This window comes from Desulfobacula sp. (assembly GCF_030145145.1).
GTDB lineage: Bacteria > Desulfobacterota > Desulfobacteria > Desulfobacterales > Desulfobacteraceae > Desulfobacula.
This window is the reverse complement of the sequence record NZ_JAQYWD010000031.1, coordinates 37,334-56,181: the sequence shown is the minus strand read 5'-3', so window position 1 is coordinate 56,181 and position 18,848 is coordinate 37,334. Positions and strand designations below refer to the sequence as shown.

Sequence of the window (18,848 nt, the reverse complement as noted above, 5' to 3'; positions counted from 1 at the left end):
AACCCTAAAGATCCAGCAGGTGAGTGGCGATGGTGAAATAACAATACACACTGACAATATCAATGGAAGTGGTTACAAAGGGGCCGGTGGCAACCGCAGGGTCAATATTGAGTCGCTCAAATATAAGCGGGACCATGGAGCCCACAAGGGCTGCAATGGACATGGACGATATGATGGCAAGCCCCACGGAAAATGCCAGGGGCAAAGCAAATGGCTCTGCTGCAAAGGACACCTGGGCGACAATCCCAATAAAAACGCCATATATGACCCCGAGAATCGTACCCACAGCCAGTTCTTTGGACACGACCTTGAAAAAGTCCTGAACATTGATTCTTCCGGTGGCAATACCCCGGACCACGATGGTGGAACTCTGGGTGCCGATATTTCCCCCCATGCCCATGATCACCGGTATAAATGCGGCCAGGCTTGTGAATTTTATAAGGTTTTCTTCAAATCCCCCGATAATGAAAAACGCGGCCACCCCCCCCAGAAAACTGGCAAACAACCAGGGCAGGCGAATTCGGGTTCCCCTGAAAACCGTCTGGGTTTCAATATATTCTTCCCCCACACCGGCCATTTTTAAAATATCTTCGTCTGCGGCTTCATGGAGGATATCAATGACATCATCAACGGTGACAATACCCACAATCCGGTTATCATTATCCACAACCGGAACAGCCAGGTAATCATACCGGGCCACCAACCGGGCTACTTCTTCCCTGTCCGTATACGGTTTTACCGAAACCAGATCTTTGGCCATAAATTCTTTTAAGGGTAATTCCGGGTGAACCACAACCAATTGCCTTAACGAACTGACCCCGACGAGTTTTCCATATTCATCCACCACATAGATATAAAAGGGCATTTCAACATCCAGATACTTGTTCTGTAATGCTTCAATCACCTGTTTTGCCCCCACATCCTCTTCCAAAGCGATAAAATCGGTGACCATAATGCTGCCGGCTGTATCTTCACCATAGCTCATCAATTGCTCAACATTATCCGACTCTTCTTTCTGCATCTTTGAAAGGATTTGATCTGAAATTTCTTCATCCAGAAGCGTTAGAAGGGAAGCAGCATCATCAGACGGCATATGATTAAAAATATCAACCAGCTGATCCAGGGATATATTTTTTACCGACTCCAGAAAAAGCGTCTCGTCCAGCATGGAAAAAAGAAGTCCAATCTGCTCTGGATCCTCCATCAGCTGCAACAGCTTATCCCGGTTATCGGCAGACAACTCTTTAAAAGCAATGGAAAGATCCGCCATGTGGGTTTTTTTAAAAATGTTCAGCAGCTGCTTGGTTGCCCCACGTCGTAACAGTCTTTTTAAACTGGCCGTCAGAATTTTTATCTGTTCATTGCGCATGGTATTTCCCATTCAAAAAAACAAAAGTATCATCAAAGTTTGATTTCTATGTGCGCCTTTTTTTTCAATGATTCAAGCCAGGTTTTAAATTTTTCAGCCACCTGTTCCTGATACAGGCTGTTTTGAATTTCATCATGGGCCTGGGCATAGGTTTTACCATTTTCCAAGACAATGTCTTGTATGTAAAAAATTTGAAATCCCTGGGCAGTTGAAATAACATTGGTATACTCCCCTTTTTTCAACTGGGAGATACTGGCTTTGATGGTTTCAGAAAAATTGGTGATGTCAAATACCCCAAGATCACCGCCATCTGAAGCATTGGGTGCCATTGAGGTTTCTTTTGCCAGGGTGGCAAAATCCATATGGTTATCCAGCTTTTTCCGAATGGCGTTGATCTCACTCTCATTATCCATCAGGATGTTTCTCAAGTGATATTTTTTTTTGCCGGCATACTTATCGGCATTGGCGTCATACTGTTTTTTTATGTCCGATTCCGTTATAATCACCTTTGATTTGACCGCATGGTTGATTAATCGGGTTTGCAATATCTGGTTTTTTATATTGTCACGATATTCCGTTAATGTGAGCCCTTCTTGCTCCAGAGCCCGTTCAAATTCCGCCTGGCTCAGTACCTTGTCTCGTTTGACGCTTTCCACGGCAGTGTTGATCTCAATGTCAGATACCTCGATATGATATTTCATGGCTTCCTGCCGGGTTAATGATCTGTCAATCAATGCTGTGAGCAGTTTTTTATGGATATCCTGTATCATTTCTTTTTTCTTCTCATCTGAATACCCGGCAGACTCAATGTTTTTCATATAGGGGGCGGATTCTTTGTTCAGCTGAACCAGGGTGATGATATCATTGTCCACAATGGCGACAATTCTGTCGATAACCTCTGCTGATATCGAGCCACAAATGCTGAGCCCTAAGATCATCAGTGAAAAAACAATCCCATTAATTTTCTTTTTCATTTTCACGTTCCTTGCTTTTTTCAATATCAATTAAAAAAGTTTTCAGTTTTTCCTTATTGATTTCAACCGGATACTCTTTTTCAAGTGCCTGTATCCATTCACTGTACTGATCCTGGGTCTTTTGTGTGCGAAGGCGGGAGACCAGTTCTCGTTCATCTTCGATTTTTTTTAAAACCACTGCCGTCTTGTCAGCCCCCTGGGTATCGGCCAGGTTCTTTTGATAAAATGCCACAATATCCCGGGAGGTAAGTTCAATCTTTTTTTTAAGATCCTGATCAATGAATTTCTCCATGATCATATTTTTTTTGAACCGTTTTTTCCAGAAAGAATACGATATGGCATTTTTTAACAATATCTGATCAAAACTGTCTTCTGGATAATCTAGTTTAAATTCATCTTCGGCAGACTGGATCTCCTGGTCCGTAACCGACACCCCCTTATCAGCAGCCGCACTGAGCAGAACAAGCTCTTCTGACAGCATGGTGACAAGGTGAATCACCATTTTATTGTATTCTGCCGGATTTTCATTGATATTGTAGGGATAGGCCACCCTTTTCAGATCAAGTTCTTCTGAAAACGCGCCACTGGTAATCCTCATGGAGGGCGTTTTGATTAAAAAATCCAGGGCGTTGTCCGGCTCCGGTTCCGTGCAGCCCAAAAGATAAAAAGCAGCACATATAACCGCCCAGCAAATAAAAATTTGTTTTACCTTCACCGTCAATACCACTTACCCCACTCTCAATTTTCATCTAAAAATACACCGTTACCGTAATTGGTGAAAATAGCATTACCATCTGATTTGTGCAAGAAAATTCAAATTGAATTTGTCTACCCATCTCTTTCTATCGGACCCTATATTTGATATGGTAGGGCAAATACACCCCCTAAAGAAGGGTCATGATATTTCTTGAATCAGATGTAAGCGGAGAACTAAGATATCAATGAAACCAAACCACATTTTTTTTTCAGACTTAAGATCAGCCCTGTTGTTTATCACTATTCTGCCGGCAGGAAAAAATATTCCCTATTCCCCCATGGGCATGATCCGGTTTTTCCCCTTGGTGGGCCTCTTACTGGGTGCCCTTCTCGTGTGCGTGGATATGGCCGGCTCACTTTTTTGGCCGCCATCAGTGGCAGCCGTTCTGGATGTCGTGTTCCTGGTCATTGTCACAGGGGCCTTTCATTTAGATGGATTAGGGGATACGGCTGATGGTATTTTCAGTCACCGGCCAAGGGAAAGAGCCCTTGAAATCATGAAGGACAGCAGGACCGGAATGATGGGGCTTGTGGCTGTGTTTTGTGTTCTGGCACTCAAAACGGCCGGCATATTTTCAATCAAAACAACGGGAACCCATGCTCAAATTCTATTGCTGCTCTTTCTCGTCCCTGCCTATTCCAGGGCTGCCATGATTTTTGGTATCCGGTTTTTACCCTATGGCAGGAAGGGAACAGGAACCGGCCTTGATCTATTTGAAAAAAAAATCAGGGCCAAAGATTTTTCCTGGATGTTCCTTCCGGTAGCCAGCTCCCTGTTTTTAGGGTATAAAGGGCTGGTGTTGAACCTGTTATTCATTATAATGACCGGTTCAATCCTGTTTTTTTACAAGAAAAAAATGAACAGCATTACCGGAGACATGCTGGGTGCCATGAACGAGATTCTGGAAGCCGTGTTGTTCTTGGGTACCGGGGCGATATTGGTTTAAACGGATACAACCACAGGATCAACCCTTCATGATCCCGGGCTTGATAATCGTTTCGGCCAATACCCAGACGGGAACAACAACGGATGAAAGTAAACCCATTTAGATGAAAAAATGACACGCCGTAACATGGTTGGGATCTGTTGCGTTTTTACGCAGTTCCGGCTCTGTTTGACGACAAATCGGCTGGACATGGACACATCGGGTATTGAAACGGCACCCAGAAGGCGGATGCTCCACAGAAGGCACCTCCCCTTTCAAGATGATACGGTCCCGGTTCGATGCAGGATCCGGTAGGGGAATAGACGACAAAAGTGCCTGGGTATAGGGATGCTGTCCATTCTTATAAATGTCTCTGGCATCGGCCATCTCAACAATTTTTCCCAGATACATGACCGCGATTCTGTCTGAAACATGTTTGACAACAGATAAATCATGGGAGATAAACACATAGGTCAGGCCCATTGTCCGCTGGAGTTCCAGAAGCAGGTTCAGGATTTTGGACTGAACGGACACATCCAGGGCAGACACGGGTTCGTCACAGACGATGATTTCCGGTTCCAGGCTGATGGCCCTGGCCACGCCAATCCTCTGGCGCTGACCCCCGGAAAACTCATGGGGAAATTTCGACAGCATCTCCGGCAACAGGCCCACCGTTTCCATCAATCGCGCAATTTCCGACGTTAAATTCTTTGTTTTTTTACCATGGATAATATATTTTTCTTCAAGGATGTCCTTGACCGTCTGCCGGGGATTCAATGATTCAAACGGATCCTGAAAAATCATCTGAAGGTTTAATGCCAGATGTTTTCTCTGCTTTGCGGTGAGTCTGGAAACGTCCTGATCCTGTATCATGACTTGCCCGTCCGATGGCGCATAAAGTCCCATGATACATCTTCCCAACGTTGTTTTACCGCATCCCGATTCTCCCACAATTCCCAGTGTTTCTCCTTTGTTCACGGTAAACGAAACACCATCAAGGGCATATACCCAGCCGGTGCGCCTTAAAAACACGCCACTGGTCACAGGAAAATGTTTTTTAAGATTGCTTACCTGAAGAATGACCATTTTATCCTTATTGAAACAAAAGAGGGGAACGGTTGTTATGGTTTGGGAAGGCGAAAAATACTGTCAAACAGAAAATGGTGCGCAAAAAAAGGGTTTTTCTCTAGAAGAAAAACCCTTTTAAATTTTAAAATCTTATACAACCTTTACATTGACTGCAGCAGGTCCTTTTTGTCCCTCTTCCACATCAAACGTAACTTTATCGCCTTCATTCAGTGATTTGAATCCAGTCCCGTCAATACCAGAATGATGGACAAATACGTCCGGTCCGTTTTCCTGCTCAATAAACCCGTACCCTTTAGAATCATTGAACCATTTTACAATCCCATTTGCCATTGTGACTTTCTCCTTAGTTAATGATGTATAATGATAGTTTCAAACTTCAGGTCGTGCCACTCTAACAGATGGGTCTTGCCTTTAGAACGAAACTGCGAAGCCTTAGTCCAAGAAGCTTTTTTTTGTAATATTCACTTTGAATTAAAAAATCAAGGATTATTTTAAATAAAATCGCTTTTTCGTGAATTCATGCATCTGCCAAATGACAGGCCACCGTGTGATTTTGATCCATTCTTCGTTCTTGGGGAACTTTTTTTCTGCAGATATTCTCAACCCGGGGACAGCGGGATGCAAACCTGCACCCTTCGGGCATATTCAACAATGACGGGACCGCACCCTTTATTGTTGGAAGGATGGTTTTCGGTTCCCTGGCCAGCGACGGGATGGAGGTTAACAAGCCCTTGGTATAAGGGTGCAGGGGATGTTTAAAAAGGGTTGTGGTGGGTGCTTTTTCCGCAATTCTTCCGGCATACATCACCACCACATCATCACAATTTTCTGCAATTACCCCTAAATCATGGGTGATCAATATCACAGACATTCCCGAGGTTCTTTGAAGGTCTTTGATCAAGGCTAAAATCTGGGCCTGGACAGTAACATCAAGGGCTGTGGTGGGTTCATCGGCGATAAGGATTTGGGGTTCACAGGCCAGCGACATGGCAATCATTACCCGCTGCCGCATGCCTCCGGAAAGCTGGTGGGGATATTTTTTCATCACCTGGTGTGGGTCAGAAATCCCCACTTTTTCCAACAGTCGAACAGCTGCTGTTGTCATTTCCCGGGGGGAGAAGTCAGGAAAGTGAAGCCGATACACCTCCATTATCTGTTTGCCGATACCATGAACCGGATTAAGGGCTGTCATGGGCTCTTGAAAAATCATGGCAATTTTTTTGCCCCTTATCCGGTGCAACTCATTGATGGGAAGGGTTACCATGTTGACACCGTCAAACATGATCCTGCCTTGAACGATCCGTGAAACCGGTTTGGGTAAAAGCCGCATGATACTTAAAGCCGTAACACTTTTACCACACCCGGACTCACCGGCAATGCCGAGGATCCGCCCCTTTTTAAGTTGAAAATCTACCTGGTCAACGGCCCGGGTAACACCCATCTCCGTGTGAAAATCAATTTTAAGATCCCGGACATCCAATATCGTCTGCGCATCCATTTTGCATTACTCTACTTTAAACTGTTCATCGATTATCACAACCGGTTGAAACGTAATTTTGCGTTTCATGGCTTTCAGCGTTTCATCCTTTCGTGCGGCATTCACCCAGAAAAGCCCCCCCGTGGAACTGGAAAAAGGGTCGAACAGGTTGTCAGATCGTTTTGTGCCATGGGTATCCGGCAGTTCAAGCCATCGCCAATACCCCTGCCTGACATAGGGCACCATGAATGTGGGCACAAAGGCACCGGTTTCATGGATGGCCTGCTGTATGTTTAACGAAAGCGCAACTCTTTCGTGTGTGTTCAGGCTTGCCCTGTATTGATCAATCAATTCATCCAGGTTCGGGTCATCCGTATTGGTGATATTATTGGTCTGGGGGATATGGGCATTATCGGAATGCCATCCCTGCCAATAAGACGGTCGTATATTTGTACTCCATCCCATCCATGCGACGTCGTGCTTTTTTTCCAGAATTTTTTTAAACATGGCCGTGGGATCCAGTCTTTCCAGCAGCAGCTCAATCCCGGCCTTTAATGCCTCTTCTTTCAACACCACCAGCCGGGGGGTATGGTCTTCGTACCCATAGGTGACCTTGACAGAAAATCTTTTCCCAGCCTTCTGCCAGATACCGTCATGTCCCCTTGTCCACCCGGCAGACATCATTAAGGCTTCCACCTGTGTGATATCATACAGCCTGGGTTTTATCGTGTAGTCGGTATATTCCCCATACCCTGAAAATGCCTGGGACAGCCTGAAATAATCTCCCCGCAACACTTTGTTGATCACTTTTTCAGTATTCATGGCATGGGCAAATGCATAGCACAGCCGCCGGTCTTTGAACAGGCCTGTATCCTGGTTAAGCCACATCCCCTGGGCAGATCGCTCCTGATCATTAAAAAACCATATTTTATGAATATACCCTTTTTGAAACAACGTCGTGTTTGATTTTTCATGCCAATATTTGGGCATAGTCAGTGCAAACGTATCCAGTCTTCCTTTTTTAAAATATTCCCATTGCAGCGTCACTTCCCGGATCACATCAAACACCACCGTATCCACATTAAACCGGTTTTTAAAATAGGGTTTATCTTTACCCCACCATTCTTTTTTCCGTTCAAATTTAATGAATTTTCCTTTTTTAAACGCTTTGATCTGATAGGCACCGGTATTGGGAACAATCGCCCAATTGTAGTGCTGAACAAATGTGGTATCCAGCATGCCAAAATAATGTCTCGGTGTGGGGGCAATCCCCAGTTTCAAATGAAGATCCGGAACGGCCCGGGTGCTTTTAACGCCAATGGTATACGCGTCATACACAATGACCGTCTCGATTTCTTTTGTATAGTAATCATTATACCAGGGGGCAATGATATGTTCCGAGCGCATGAATTCAAGGGTATACGTATAATCCCAGGCCGTAACAGGTGTGCCGTCCGACCATCTGGCATCCTTGTCCAGCTTGAAGTACATGGTTTTTTTATCCGTTCCAAACGCCCAGTGAGTGGCCAGTTCAGGAAGGATGTGACCGGTATTGGGATGGATATTAATCAAGGACAATTGATTGTCTAAAATGGCACTTCGAAACGAACCGTTTGAATCCGGTCCCACCACCCGAAAGGTCATGGGAAAACTGGTAATCGCCCCATGAAAAATTCCGCCTTTCTGGGCCTTTTTTGATGAAAAAACCGGGTCAGATTCATTGGTCAGCCATTGAACAGTTTCGGGCAAAACCGCCAGGGTTGTTTTTGCCCTGGAAGCGGTACTGCTGTCTGCTTTTGTTTGGACGACCGGTGCGTTTTCTTCTGCTGGAGGATGGTTCTGACACCCCGGCAGACAAACGGACAATCCCAGAATGATGCCCGCCATCATTGCATTAACTTTCATTGTTGCTCCGATATGTCAAATTGATGCGCTTATCGTTTTTGCTAGGGATTTCATATCCCCCCCATACCAGATTAATGCGGTGATACGCAACGTTTCTTTTGTTTGCCCGACCATTCTCATTATCAAACGCAATAGCCGCCGGACACTGGTTCAGGCCGGTCAAACATCCCATGGTCAAGTAAATCTTGACCATGGAAATATTATCATATAGCATGGGCATACATCAGGATCAGAATCGTTTTTAAAGGATTTGGGTATTTTTTTGTAAGGATAATTTATTTGATATGGATATGGCATCTTTTATAGGGATTATTTCCGGTCTTTCTTTAATTCTCAGTGCCATCTATTTAGGCGGGGACCTTCACAATTTTGTAAATATTCAGGGCTTGATGATTGTCTTTGGCGGCACCATTGCCACCACCTTGATCACGTTTCAATTCAGGGATGTCGTGGCGGCTTTTAAAGCCGCCTATTTTGTTTTTTCCAAAGACAAAGAAGATCCCAATGACGCGGTGGCCACAATGATCCAGCTCAGTCACATCAGCCGGCGCCAGGGACTTCTTGAGCTCGGTAAGATCAAAACAGATTCTCTTTTTTTAAAAAAAGCCTGCGGCCTTCTGGCAGACGGTTCATCGGAAGAGGTTATCCGGGCCGCATTAACCACAGAAATTCAATCCCTTCAGATGCGACATTTTATTGTCCAGGATGTGTTCAGAAAAATGGGGCTCTATGCACCGGCTTTTGGTATGCTGGGCACTTTAATCGGTCTGGTACAAATGCTCAGTCGACTCCAGGAACCGTCCAATATTGGGCCGGCCATGGCAGTGGCATTGTTGACAACCTTTTACGGTTCTTTATTATCCACTTTATTTTTCCTCCCCATTGCTGGAAAACTTCGATCAAGAACGGTGATTGAAATCATCAACCTTGAAATCAAGCGGGAAGGTGCCATTTCAATTATCAACGACAGCAACCCGGTGATCATCTATGAAAAACTTTCCAGCTTTATTTCTTCCAGGTTACGCAAACCCCTGGCAAAAATGAAGCTAAAGCCGACAAATGAGAGATAACACTTACAACAACACGTTTATCACCTATGATGATGATGCCACCTGGCTGGTAACCTATGCCGATCTCATGACCATTTTGCTGGTCTTTTTCGTTCTGTTGTACACCCTTGCGTTGTTTGAAAAAGAAAAATACAAAGCCGCTGTGGAAACCATTAAGATCCAGGTAGAAAAAAGCAATGCCCTGATCGGATTAATGGAATTGATGGAAATACCGGAAACCGCAGATACCCAGATCACTATTGAGGAGATTACAGGCCTTCGTTCAAGGGAAAAATCATTGGTGGAGAATATCAATCAATTTGTTCGATCCAGCCGGCAACGACAAAACATCTCCACCCAGATTCTGGATGGCAAAATTATCGTTACCATCAAAGGTAAAGCATTGTTTAATTCGGGTTCCGCCGCTTTGAACACGACGGCTATTTCCATTTTTGATGAAATCATTCACATCCTTTATGATTACCCTGAATATAATATTAATATCAAAGGGCATACCGACAATATTCCCATTTCCACCCCCATTTTTCCTTCCAACTGGGAATTATCGGCGGTTCGGGCCACCACTGTTTTACAATATCTGGTGTCAAAAGGGATCCGACCCCAGCGGCTTACTGCCACTGGATATGGCGACGTTATGCCCTTGATACCCAATACGTCTGAAGCAAACCGGGCGCAAAACAGGAGGGTTGAATTTGTTCTGGAAAAAAATGACACCAACGACTGATACCATCTTTTTTGATTCAAAAGACCAGAGGGAATCCTTTCGATATCATTTTAAAACAGATCAAGGATTTACCATTGAATTTCAAGGAAAAAAGGTGATGGTTCTCAATATCAGTGCCGGCGGGATATCCTTTTATAATGAAGGTTTCAGGCAATTTGACGTTGATGATATTACCTTCACCCTGGACATCCCAACAATGATGAAACCCCCCACTTTTCAAGTGGGGTTGCGAATATTGACCCTTGATCAAGACAATATCTGTCACTGTATTTTTGAACGCTGCACATTGGAACAGCATGAGTTGATCCACAAATATGTTCTTGAGATGCAAAAAAATGATCTTGCACATTGATATGGATGCCTTTTTTGCGGCGATTGAGCAGCGGGACAACCCGGCGCTGAGAAACAAACCCGTCATTGTTTCCGGTAATTCAGCCAGAAGCGTGGTGTCCACCGCAAGCTATGAAGCCAGACGATTTGGTATCCGATCCGCAATGCCGGTATTTACGGCCAAACAAAAATGTGACCACCTGATTATTGTTCCTGGAAATATGAAAAAATACCAGGCTGTTTCCAAAGAAATCATGGCCATACTCGTTCAGTTTTCCCCACTGGTGGAGCCGGTTTCCATTGATGAAGCCTATGTGGATATTCACGGATGTGAACGTTTGTTCGGGTCTTCAGAACAGATTGCCCGGGCCATAAAAAAAACGATCTATGCGAAATTGTCCTTAACCAGCTCCATCGGCATTGCCCCGATTAAATTTCTGGCGAAAATCGCATCGGACATGAACAAACCCGATGGATTGACCCGTATTGAACCCGCCCAGGTAGATGACTTTATTTCTACCCTGCCCATCCAGAAAGTGCCGGGGATTGGAAAAAATACAATGAACCAGATGAAGTGTTTACAGATCAAAACCCTTGGAGACATCAAAAAATATAATCCGCATCTGTTAACCCTGAAATTTGGTAAAATGGGCCCCCGGCTTTTAGCCCTTGCCAACGGTATTGATCCATCAAAAGTCGAACCCCGGCACACTAGAAAATCCATCTCCGGTGAAACAACCCTTTCAAAAGACATATCAGACTTTGAGGCCGTAAAGCAGATCATACTGGGCCAATCTCAAAGAGTTGGCAAGGACTTGAGAAAAAAAGATCTGGTATGTGGAAATGTGTTTATAAAGCTCAAATTTTCCGATTTTTCCCAGATTACCCGGAGCAGAAAGCTGGATACCTTTATTTGTTCTTCCGCTGCGATCTTTAATGAAGCCCTTTCCCTGTATAAAAAAATCCTGTTAAAAAAGAAAATACGGTTGATCGGCGTGGGGGTTACCGCACTCAAAGACAAACATACCCCGGTCCAGCTTCAATTGCTGCAAGATCCGGACAATCACAAAGAACAATGGGAATCTGTGGATTCTGCAGTGGATTCTTTGTCGGAAAAATTTGGCAGTCATATCGTTAAAAAAGCATCATTAAGCCAAATAACCCCAAGGAGGAAATTCAATGACAAATAACATACAATTAAAAGTGACGATTACCGGCAGGGTCCAGGGGGTCTATTACCGGGCTGAAACCAAACATACGGCGGATCGGCTGGGGGTCAAAGGATATGTTAAAAACCTTTCCAATGGTTCCGTGGAAGCCGTGTTTGAAGGCGATGCCGAGACGGTTCGTCAAATGACGGACTGGTGCCGCAAAGGGCCTGCTGCTGCAGTGGTTGAGCAAGTCCAGGCCGAAACGGCAGATGCCTTATCGAATTTTAAAACGTTTGAAATCAGATACTAACCGGATGATTAAAGGAGGACCTCTTGACCGGAATAAGTGAAATTCTTGTTTTAGTGCTGCTGATTACCTGTATCGTGATTCTGCCACGGATGTTAAAGGGTGATCCTGTAAAAAAGGGGTCTTCTCCTAAAAAAATCTTACATAAGTTTACGGCTAAAACCCGACTCGCCATAATTCTTACCCTTGTTTACCCTTTGGCCGCTGCCCTCTATCTAAAGCCGTGGGATGACCATCTGATGCGTTATATTTCCTATGGCATGATACCCGTCTTTCTTGCCTGGGCTGTGGCCTGGATACTGGCTGGAAAAAAATAATCGGTTTTATTTCTCTTAACAATTAATTTATGAAAGAAAAAAACAATGACGGCACCGGCCGGTTGGCATTCCCCAGCAGGTGAATTGTTAAAAACTCATTGACAGCAGCAGTGCCCCTAACCCTGCCTTGGAATTTGTCTGAAATTCCAGTTTCATACCATCTATAAAATAGTCATTTATGCGGGCATTGCTCAGGCCAAGCTCAACCGCTTTGTTTTCATAATTATACGTTGCATTGACAAAGGTATTGCGCCAAAAAGTTTCTATTTTTAGACCATCTATTTTCAGCCCATCCATTTTCAGACTTTTGCTGCTGTCATATCCCACGTTAAAAAATAGATTTAATTCAAAATCATTTGGATTGATCTTGACCGTATTTACTTTGCTTTTTAGCAAAACGGCTGTTTCCGGATCTTCAGTAGAAACGTCTTCAACCTTAAAATATCTTAAAAGGTACAGGCTCATCTGTTTGGCCGTCTTGCCGAACTTATCCAGGGGTCCCCCTTGATCTCGTTCTTCACCATCCCCCCCCGATGCAGTTGATTGAACCGTGTATTTGTTATTTCCCGGGCGGCCATTATAAGAAATTGACATCCATTGAAAATGGTTCCTGGCAGAGATAGTTAAGACATTGGCTGAAACAATCACCGTCTGATTGAAATCACTCTCAAGATCCTGGGCAAAAGACATCGAAGGGACCATGATGATAAAAAACATGGAAAAAAGAAGGCATCCCGGCCGATTCCGGGTTGGGTCAAGTGTTCTTTTCATGGCGGTTGTCTCCTTGTTGTACAGGGTATTTTTTCTGTAAATTTAAGAAGTGCAAAAACCATGCAAAAGGGAATTTTTTGCCACTAATTCAATAAATAATTTGAGCGCTCTTTCTGGCAGGGATCTTACATAAGCGACAATTCCCTCCAGCCCGGCAATTGAATGATCCGGTTAATGATATGTCACCAGACACATGATATGTCACATGGGATCAGACAGTTCAAAAAAAAACGCACCCCGGAACCGTTAAGAAACGTTCCAGAATGCGCTTTGTTCAAGCTAAACCTGTAAATGATACAATCAGTTGCTAATGATCAGACGCGCCATTACCCTTCATGGTGTCATAGGCTGCCTTTAAAATGCAGAATGTCATGCCGGCACCCAGGATGCCAATGGCGTACCAGAATCCACCAAAGAAGACTACATGCGCGATATCCCATGCCCATTCAAAATTAAATGGAAACATAATTTTTCTCCTTTATACACCCCTGAGGTTATTCGGCTTCTGTTGCCGGTTCTATTGAGTTAAGTTCCTGTTCCTGTGGGAAAACAGGCAGGTAACGATAGGTAATCGCAATCAAAATGATGCCATAGGCCACCGGCAGAATGGTGGTGGCAATTTCCTGCCAGCTGGGAATATACAGGGCCCAGGTATCAAAACTCATTACCGGAACCGCCATAATCTGAAGCACCATGACCCATCTGTTCAAACAGACGCCAATGACACCCAGGACAATGGCAATCAGGCGCAATGTCGGGTTTTCCCGGGTAGACTTTATGATCAATAGTGCGCCGGGAACAACACCGCATAAAACAACTTCCGTGATCAGTATCCAGTATCCATAAAAACTGTTGTTGGTGTAGAAATGACTCAGCTTAAATCCCAGGCTGGGTATGGTAACCGTTGCCCAGTAAATGGTATCAATAATTTTGGCGATGATATACGTGGTAATCATCCACCCGGATATTTTAGCCAGGAGATGCACGACATTGTCTTTTACCAGTTTCTTGCCGGTAATCGTTTCGGTAATTTTTGCCACCAGAAGGGTAAAACAAGGGCCGAATGCAGCAGCCGACCAGGTGAACAGAAAAAACGTCCAGGGCCAGATCAGCAAGCCTTCCCTGACGGCAAAGGGCCGACCGAACATAACGCCGGCAACACCGCCGAGAGATCCCTGGTGAAAAAAGGAAAGAAAGGCACCTGTTGCAGCAAAAATGGCCATGACACCATGCATGTTATGGGCAAGGTGATGAAAAAACGGCACTCGGTTGACCTGTCTGTTCTCAAGAATATTGGGGATAAACTCAATGGTCAATACCGCAAAGTAACAGGACAGACAAAAGGCGACTTCTGTCAACATCGAATGAACATTGGCATGCCAGAAAATGAACCAGCCCCTCAGGGGTTGTCCAATATCAATGGCAAGGATTAACAAGGCTGAACTATAGCAGATAAACCCAATGATCACGGCAAAATTGATGATATTTTTCAACTCATCAACTTTAAAAATATACTTTAACAGACCTGTAAAAAATGCGCCCCCACCAACAGCAATAACCGCAAGATCCGCCCATATCCATAGGGCAAACCCATAGTAATCGTTCATATTGGTCTGGTTCAGGCCTTTAAACCAGCAAAGGAACATGGCATAAACGCCCCAAAGCAGTACGGCACCCACAATGGCAATGCCAATGGCAAACTTTGGAAAGGAACACCGTTTTGCACCTTCAGGTATTAATGCAGAATCCATATTTATACACTCCTAAAATAAAAATTGAATGTCTTAATCATGGGATGAAGACCCATGATGATTCTTAATTTCATCCCATTCACCCTCCAGGTAATTATCCCCGGCTTTTCTGACCCATTCCCGTTCGGATAGATAATAGACTTTGGGGTTGGTTCCAAGCCTTTCAAGAAGTCTGAATACGTTGGGATTTCTTGATTTTCCGACAATATGTTTATTCCGCGGGTCCGGGTGGGGATCCGGTTTAACAATCTGGTGTACCGCGTGAGCGGGATTATTCAGGTCCCCAAAAACAATGGCGCCGGCTGGACAGGCCGTGGTGCAGGCTGTCTGATATTCCTGTTCCTCAATATCATCCCGCCCGTCAACGTATGCCTTATCCCTTGCCGCCTGGTATCGGTGATAACAGAAACTGCATTTTTCCACCACCCCTCTCATTCGGGGAGACACATTGGGACTCAGGTAATTTTCCATCCCCTCGGGCCATTTGGGGTCCCACCAGTTAAAATACCGTGCATGATAGGGACATGCCCCCATGCAATATCGACATCCAAAACAGCGTGTATAAATCTGGCTGACAATTCCCGTATCATAACCATAGTCCGTAGCCGTAGCAGGACAGACGGAAACGCAGGGTGAGTGACCATGATCCCCTTTTCCACCGCAGTGCTGACAAGGCCTTGGCAAATATACGATTTCAGTATCAGGAAAGGATTTACCATTGGTTATTTTATAAACACGCATCCAGGTGATACTATCCTTTTTATTGGATTCATCCTCCTTAAATGGAACATTGTTCTCAGACATACACGACACCATGCAAGACCCGCATCCGGTGCATTTGTCCAGATCAATCACCATTCCGAACTTATGTGCTTTATTATTTTCTTGTTTCATTGAAAACCTCTTTAGCAATTTATCCTTGAATTTCAAGCCTTGGAAATTTTTGCTTTAATTCCAAAGGCAGCATCCAGTCCTGAACCAGATTCAATTACCGGGCCGATTAAGTCATTTATATTGGTACCCTTGTTTGACACATACTTATTATCAAAGTCATGGCCCAGCCCTTCCACCATTCCGATGACACCCGGCATCATGCCTTCATTCAAGTTAACCCTCACCCGGGCGGTGCCCATGGGGGTTGTCAATGTGGCATACCCTCGATCTTCAAGGCCCCTGGCCGTTAAAGGATTTATTTCTACAACACTGTCCGTGCCCTTTAAAATCGTATCTGAAACCGTCTTAACCGCAAAGGGAGAGGCCGCCGTTCCTGCACTGGGTAATCTCATGTTGTCAATGGGAATCAAGGTGAGCGAATCATCTCCCTGGGCCTGAACCGTTGCAGGATTATCGGCAAGAAAAGACACATTAACGGCAACAGATCCTGTGGGTATCCCTTCGGATATAACCGCGACCCCCTCTTCTGATAAATCGTCCCAAATGCCTGGGGTCACGCTTTCCAGACAGTCATCATAGGAGTCCCATTCAAAGCTCTGGGCAATATCTCCCTCCAGTGCTTTGGCAATCAGGATGATGGCATCCCCGGGATTTTTGGTATCAAATATCGGTGGGCTCACGGGCTTTGTAAGTCCCACCACCGACTTTGCAAGCCCGGCACAGGAGGGGACATCCTCCAGCCGTTCAACAAAGGTATGGATCGGCAGGATAATATCTGCTTGTTTTGCGGTTTCATCAAGGAATGAAGAAAAACTCACGACAAACGGAATTTTGCCCAGGGCTTTTTTAATGTTATCGGCACCGTGCAGCGTATAACACGGATTTGCATTGTAAACAAAAAGTGCCTCGACAACCGGCTGGGAAGCGGCATTGATCTTTTCAAACACCTGATGCGCATAGCGTCCTGCTTTTGCTTTTGTCAGGCCATCCGTTGCAATACTGTCCATGGATTCAGCCGGGAATTCAAGATAGGCGGTTTCCGGCTGAACAAAAGCGCCGCCTTTTTTGTTAATGTTGCCCACCAGACAATTTAAGGTATGCACCGCAACCAGTTCTTTTAAGCTCTGGGCCCCGTCGCCCCGGCCTTTTCCAAACACGGCCACCGGCATTTTTGCCTTGGCAAACAAGGTGGCAATGGTGTCAATATCAGACGATTTTACGCCGGTGGTTTCAGCCATTTTCGACGGTGCATACGTCTTTTGAAGCAGGGCATTAAGTTTGTTCACCCCGCCTTTAAAGTTGGCCACTGCTTTGCTGTCAAACAACTTCTTTTTCAAAATAACAGCGCACATTGCCAGGGCCAGGTCTGCTTCCGTACCCGGTTTAACCGGTATCCATTTATCAGCATTGGCCGCAGTATTGGACAACCGGGGTTCAATCTGATAAAGTTTTGCGTGTCGTTCTTTCCGGGAGGCATTGGCCTTGAAGCCGTTCACCGGAGACCCCCACCCTTCAATGAGCCCGGCACCGAAGCTCAACACGAAATCAGCGTTCTCAAGGTCAAAGGCAATGGTCTGCCCTTTACCATGCACTGTTGCAGCTGTGGCTTGGAGATTGGATTCAAGGGTTGGCAGGGTATATATATTGGGGGAACCAAAGGTGTTGAAAAATCGTTTGAACAAGGCGGAAACCGATCCCAGGTCTTTGTCCATGATGCCGGCCAGCCGTTCCGGTGCATTGCTGTTCCGGATATCCGCAAGTTTTGCCGCGACCAGTGAAATGGCATCCTCCCAGGATATGGCTTCGAATGTATTCCCGTTTTTCTTCAGTGGCGTTTTAACCCTGGAAGGGTCATATAAATACTGAAGACCGGCAATACCATGGAGGCAGGCGCCCCCGTCATTTATGGGGTGTCCGGCCAGTCCTTCAATTTTAACGGGCCGATCACCTATTTTCCTGACACTGATCCCACAGCTTCCAGGGCAGAGGCTGCAGACCGAACTTTCATAACTTACTTCTCCGTCAACAGGGACAGGAGTCCATGGCCAGTTCTGGGTCCAGATGGAAGAATCATCTGTCAGCTTAATCCCCACAGGGGAAACTGCAATACCCGCAACAGCACCAAGTCCCAATCCCAAGAAGCTTCTTCGATCAACTTTCATAAATTATTCCTCTATAAAGTTTTTGAATTCTTGTGTTTTAGGTTTTTTACTTGTGACACTGGAAACAATATCCTTGGTGGCCGGTTTCCTGTTTGTGGCACTCAGCGCAGTCATCCATCTTCATACGATCCCAGGAATTCTTTTTAAACCCCCAGATATTTTCACCCCAGATATCACGACTGTAACCTGTTATTCTGTTCTCTTGGTAGGGTTTTGACGATGTTGATTCTCCAATCGGACCATGACATGTTACACAATCCATGCCGCCGGACTGGGTGTGGGCAGCATGGGAGAAAAAAACACAATCCGGTTGTCTTGAATAGATGAACCAGGGGACTTCTTTTTCTTTGGACACATATTCTTCTGCGAATATGGCTTCATCCTCTGTCTCACCCATTGGTTCTTCCGAATGACAGTCCAGACATGTCGCCAGTTTGGGTATTCCAACAAAACTACCGTCCTCTCTCAGGTAATGACATGAATCGCAATCACCTGCTTCTCCAACATGAAGCTTGTGATCAAAGTTAAAAGGTTGCTCTCGTTTAGAATAGAGCAATTTGGGAAACAACAGTGTACCGGATAAAAAGCAGACAACAAATGCCACAATAAAAAAGATGACCCCGAGTCCCAACCCTTTGTCATCTTTTGTGTCACCGGCGGTGCGTTCCCCTGCACTCTCCGTGGAACCATTTTCAGTTTTGTTTTCTATCTCGCTCATGAAAACTCCATCAATTTAAAATGTTGATGATACGTTAACCATTTTAGCTTACGCCTTGAGACATAAGACTATTTCCTTTGCAGACAGCTATCTTAAGCTGGCATGCAATACCGTCCATAATCAGCGTTAATCTATATTAATATCTCGTTTTCTTGTC

Annotated in this window: 20 protein-coding genes; 7 read left to right on the top strand and 13 right to left on the bottom strand. The window is 45.0% G+C overall.

What is annotated here, in order from left to right:
- Window positions 1-4: 4 nt before the first annotated feature.
- Genes mgtE through Q1Q15_RS17480 form a run of 3 tightly spaced genes read right to left on the bottom strand, consistent with a single transcriptional unit; the run spans window position 5 to window position 3,058 of the window.
- Entirely contained in the window at window positions 5-1,369 is a 1,365-nt protein-coding gene (gene mgtE / locus Q1Q15_RS17490) for a magnesium transporter (RefSeq protein ID WP_300462812.1), read from the bottom strand.
- A 32-nt stretch (window positions 1,370-1,401) separates the two neighbouring features.
- The gene (locus Q1Q15_RS17485) at window positions 1,402-2,343 is read right to left on the bottom strand and encodes a SurA N-terminal domain-containing protein (RefSeq protein WP_300462810.1); all 942 of its coding nucleotides are present in this window, start codon (window positions 2,341-2,343) and stop codon (window positions 1,402-1,404) included.
- Window positions 2,327-3,058 carry a hypothetical protein gene (locus Q1Q15_RS17480; protein ID WP_300462808.1) on the bottom strand — a complete coding sequence of 244 codons (732 nt, stop codon included), beginning with the start codon at window positions 3,056-3,058 and terminating at the stop codon, window positions 2,327-2,329. Before Q1Q15_RS17480 ends, Q1Q15_RS17485 begins: the two co-directional genes overlap by 17 nt.
- Before the next feature lie 226 nt (window positions 3,059-3,284).
- On the opposite strand from Q1Q15_RS17480, the gene cobS reads away from it, so the two are divergent.
- Complete coding sequence (gene cobS, locus Q1Q15_RS17475) at window positions 3,285-4,046, top strand: adenosylcobinamide-GDP ribazoletransferase (RefSeq protein WP_300462807.1); 762 nt, start codon at window positions 3,285-3,287, stop codon at window positions 4,044-4,046.
- Between the two features lie 99 nt (window positions 4,047-4,145).
- Here the strand turns inward: cobS and Q1Q15_RS17470 are convergent, their stop codons facing one another.
- The 4 genes from Q1Q15_RS17470 to Q1Q15_RS17455 all read right to left on the bottom strand — a co-directional run bounded on the left by Q1Q15_RS17470 (window position 4,146) and on the right by Q1Q15_RS17455 (window position 8,496).
- Complete coding sequence (locus tag Q1Q15_RS17470; protein WP_300462804.1) at window positions 4,146-5,111, bottom strand: ABC transporter ATP-binding protein; 966 nt, start codon at window positions 5,109-5,111, stop codon at window positions 4,146-4,148.
- A 132-nt stretch (window positions 5,112-5,243) separates the two neighbouring features.
- The gene (locus Q1Q15_RS17465) at window positions 5,244-5,444 is read right to left on the bottom strand and encodes a cold-shock protein (RefSeq protein ID WP_300462802.1); all 201 of its coding nucleotides are present in this window, start codon (window positions 5,442-5,444) and stop codon (window positions 5,244-5,246) included.
- 187 nt (window positions 5,445-5,631) lie between these two features.
- Window positions 5,632-6,612, bottom strand: coding sequence for an ABC transporter ATP-binding protein (locus tag Q1Q15_RS17460; RefSeq protein ID WP_300462799.1), 981 nt, complete (start codon window positions 6,610-6,612; stop codon window positions 5,632-5,634).
- A gap of 6 nt (window positions 6,613-6,618) precedes the next feature.
- On the bottom strand, window positions 6,619-8,496 hold the full coding sequence (locus tag Q1Q15_RS17455) for an extracellular solute-binding protein (protein WP_300462796.1): 1,878 nt from the start codon (window positions 8,494-8,496) through the stop codon (window positions 6,619-6,621).
- Window positions 8,497-8,780: 284 nt separating this feature from the next.
- On the opposite strand from Q1Q15_RS17455, the gene Q1Q15_RS17450 reads away from it, so the two are divergent.
- Genes Q1Q15_RS17450 through Q1Q15_RS17425 form a run of 6 tightly spaced genes read left to right on the top strand, consistent with a single transcriptional unit; the run spans window position 8,781 to window position 12,395 of the window.
- A complete protein-coding gene (locus tag Q1Q15_RS17450) occupies window positions 8,781-9,566 on the top strand; it encodes a MotA/TolQ/ExbB proton channel family protein (protein ID WP_300462793.1) in 786 nt (261 codons plus the stop codon).
- Window positions 9,556-10,290 (top strand): OmpA family protein, encoded by a 735-nt coding sequence (locus tag Q1Q15_RS17445; protein WP_300462791.1) that lies wholly within the window; start codon window positions 9,556-9,558, stop codon window positions 10,288-10,290. Before Q1Q15_RS17450 ends, Q1Q15_RS17445 begins: the two co-directional genes overlap by 11 nt.
- Window positions 10,274-10,642, top strand: a complete 369-nt coding sequence (locus tag Q1Q15_RS17440; protein WP_300462788.1) for a PilZ domain-containing protein — start codon at window positions 10,274-10,276, stop codon at window positions 10,640-10,642. The genes Q1Q15_RS17445 and Q1Q15_RS17440 overlap by 17 nt, the downstream gene beginning before the upstream one ends.
- Window positions 10,626-11,810 carry a DNA polymerase IV gene (gene dinB, locus Q1Q15_RS17435; protein ID WP_300462786.1) on the top strand — a complete coding sequence of 395 codons (1,185 nt, stop codon included), beginning with the start codon at window positions 10,626-10,628 and terminating at the stop codon, window positions 11,808-11,810. Before Q1Q15_RS17440 ends, dinB begins: the two co-directional genes overlap by 17 nt.
- Window positions 11,800-12,081 (top strand): acylphosphatase, encoded by a 282-nt coding sequence (locus Q1Q15_RS17430; protein ID WP_300462783.1) that lies wholly within the window; start codon window positions 11,800-11,802, stop codon window positions 12,079-12,081. Before dinB ends, Q1Q15_RS17430 begins: the two co-directional genes overlap by 11 nt.
- A gap of 23 nt (window positions 12,082-12,104) precedes the next feature.
- Window positions 12,105-12,395 carry a hypothetical protein gene (locus tag Q1Q15_RS17425; protein ID WP_300462782.1) on the top strand — a complete coding sequence of 97 codons (291 nt, stop codon included), beginning with the start codon at window positions 12,105-12,107 and terminating at the stop codon, window positions 12,393-12,395.
- An 87-nt stretch (window positions 12,396-12,482) separates the two neighbouring features.
- Here the strand turns inward: Q1Q15_RS17425 and Q1Q15_RS17420 are convergent, their stop codons facing one another.
- The 6 genes from Q1Q15_RS17420 to qrcA all read right to left on the bottom strand — a co-directional run bounded on the left by Q1Q15_RS17420 (window position 12,483) and on the right by qrcA (window position 18,691).
- Complete coding sequence (locus Q1Q15_RS17420) at window positions 12,483-13,166, bottom strand: hypothetical protein (RefSeq protein ID WP_300462779.1); 684 nt, start codon at window positions 13,164-13,166, stop codon at window positions 12,483-12,485.
- A 307-nt stretch (window positions 13,167-13,473) separates the two neighbouring features.
- Window positions 13,474-13,632, bottom strand: a complete 159-nt coding sequence (locus Q1Q15_RS17415; RefSeq protein WP_300462776.1) for a hypothetical protein — start codon at window positions 13,630-13,632, stop codon at window positions 13,474-13,476.
- Window positions 13,633-13,660: 28 nt separating this feature from the next.
- Complete coding sequence (qrcD, locus tag Q1Q15_RS17410; RefSeq protein WP_300462775.1) at window positions 13,661-14,917, bottom strand: menaquinone reductase integral membrane subunit QrcD; 1,257 nt, start codon at window positions 14,915-14,917, stop codon at window positions 13,661-13,663.
- Between the two features lie 33 nt (window positions 14,918-14,950).
- Window positions 14,951-15,811 (bottom strand): menaquinone reductase iron-sulfur cluster-binding subunit QrcC, encoded by an 861-nt coding sequence (gene qrcC, locus Q1Q15_RS17405; RefSeq protein WP_300462773.1) that lies wholly within the window; start codon window positions 15,809-15,811, stop codon window positions 14,951-14,953.
- A 32-nt stretch (window positions 15,812-15,843) separates the two neighbouring features.
- Window positions 15,844-17,973: a menaquinone reductase molybdopterin-binding-like subunit QrcB gene (gene qrcB / locus Q1Q15_RS17400; RefSeq protein WP_300462770.1), complete on the bottom strand. Its 2,130-nt coding sequence runs from the start codon at window positions 17,971-17,973 to the stop codon at window positions 15,844-15,846.
- A 46-nt stretch (window positions 17,974-18,019) separates the two neighbouring features.
- Entirely contained in the window at window positions 18,020-18,691 is a 672-nt protein-coding gene (gene qrcA, locus Q1Q15_RS17395) for a menaquinone reductase multiheme cytochrome c subunit QrcA (RefSeq protein WP_300462767.1), read from the bottom strand.
- Window positions 18,692-18,848 lie beyond the last annotated feature (157 nt).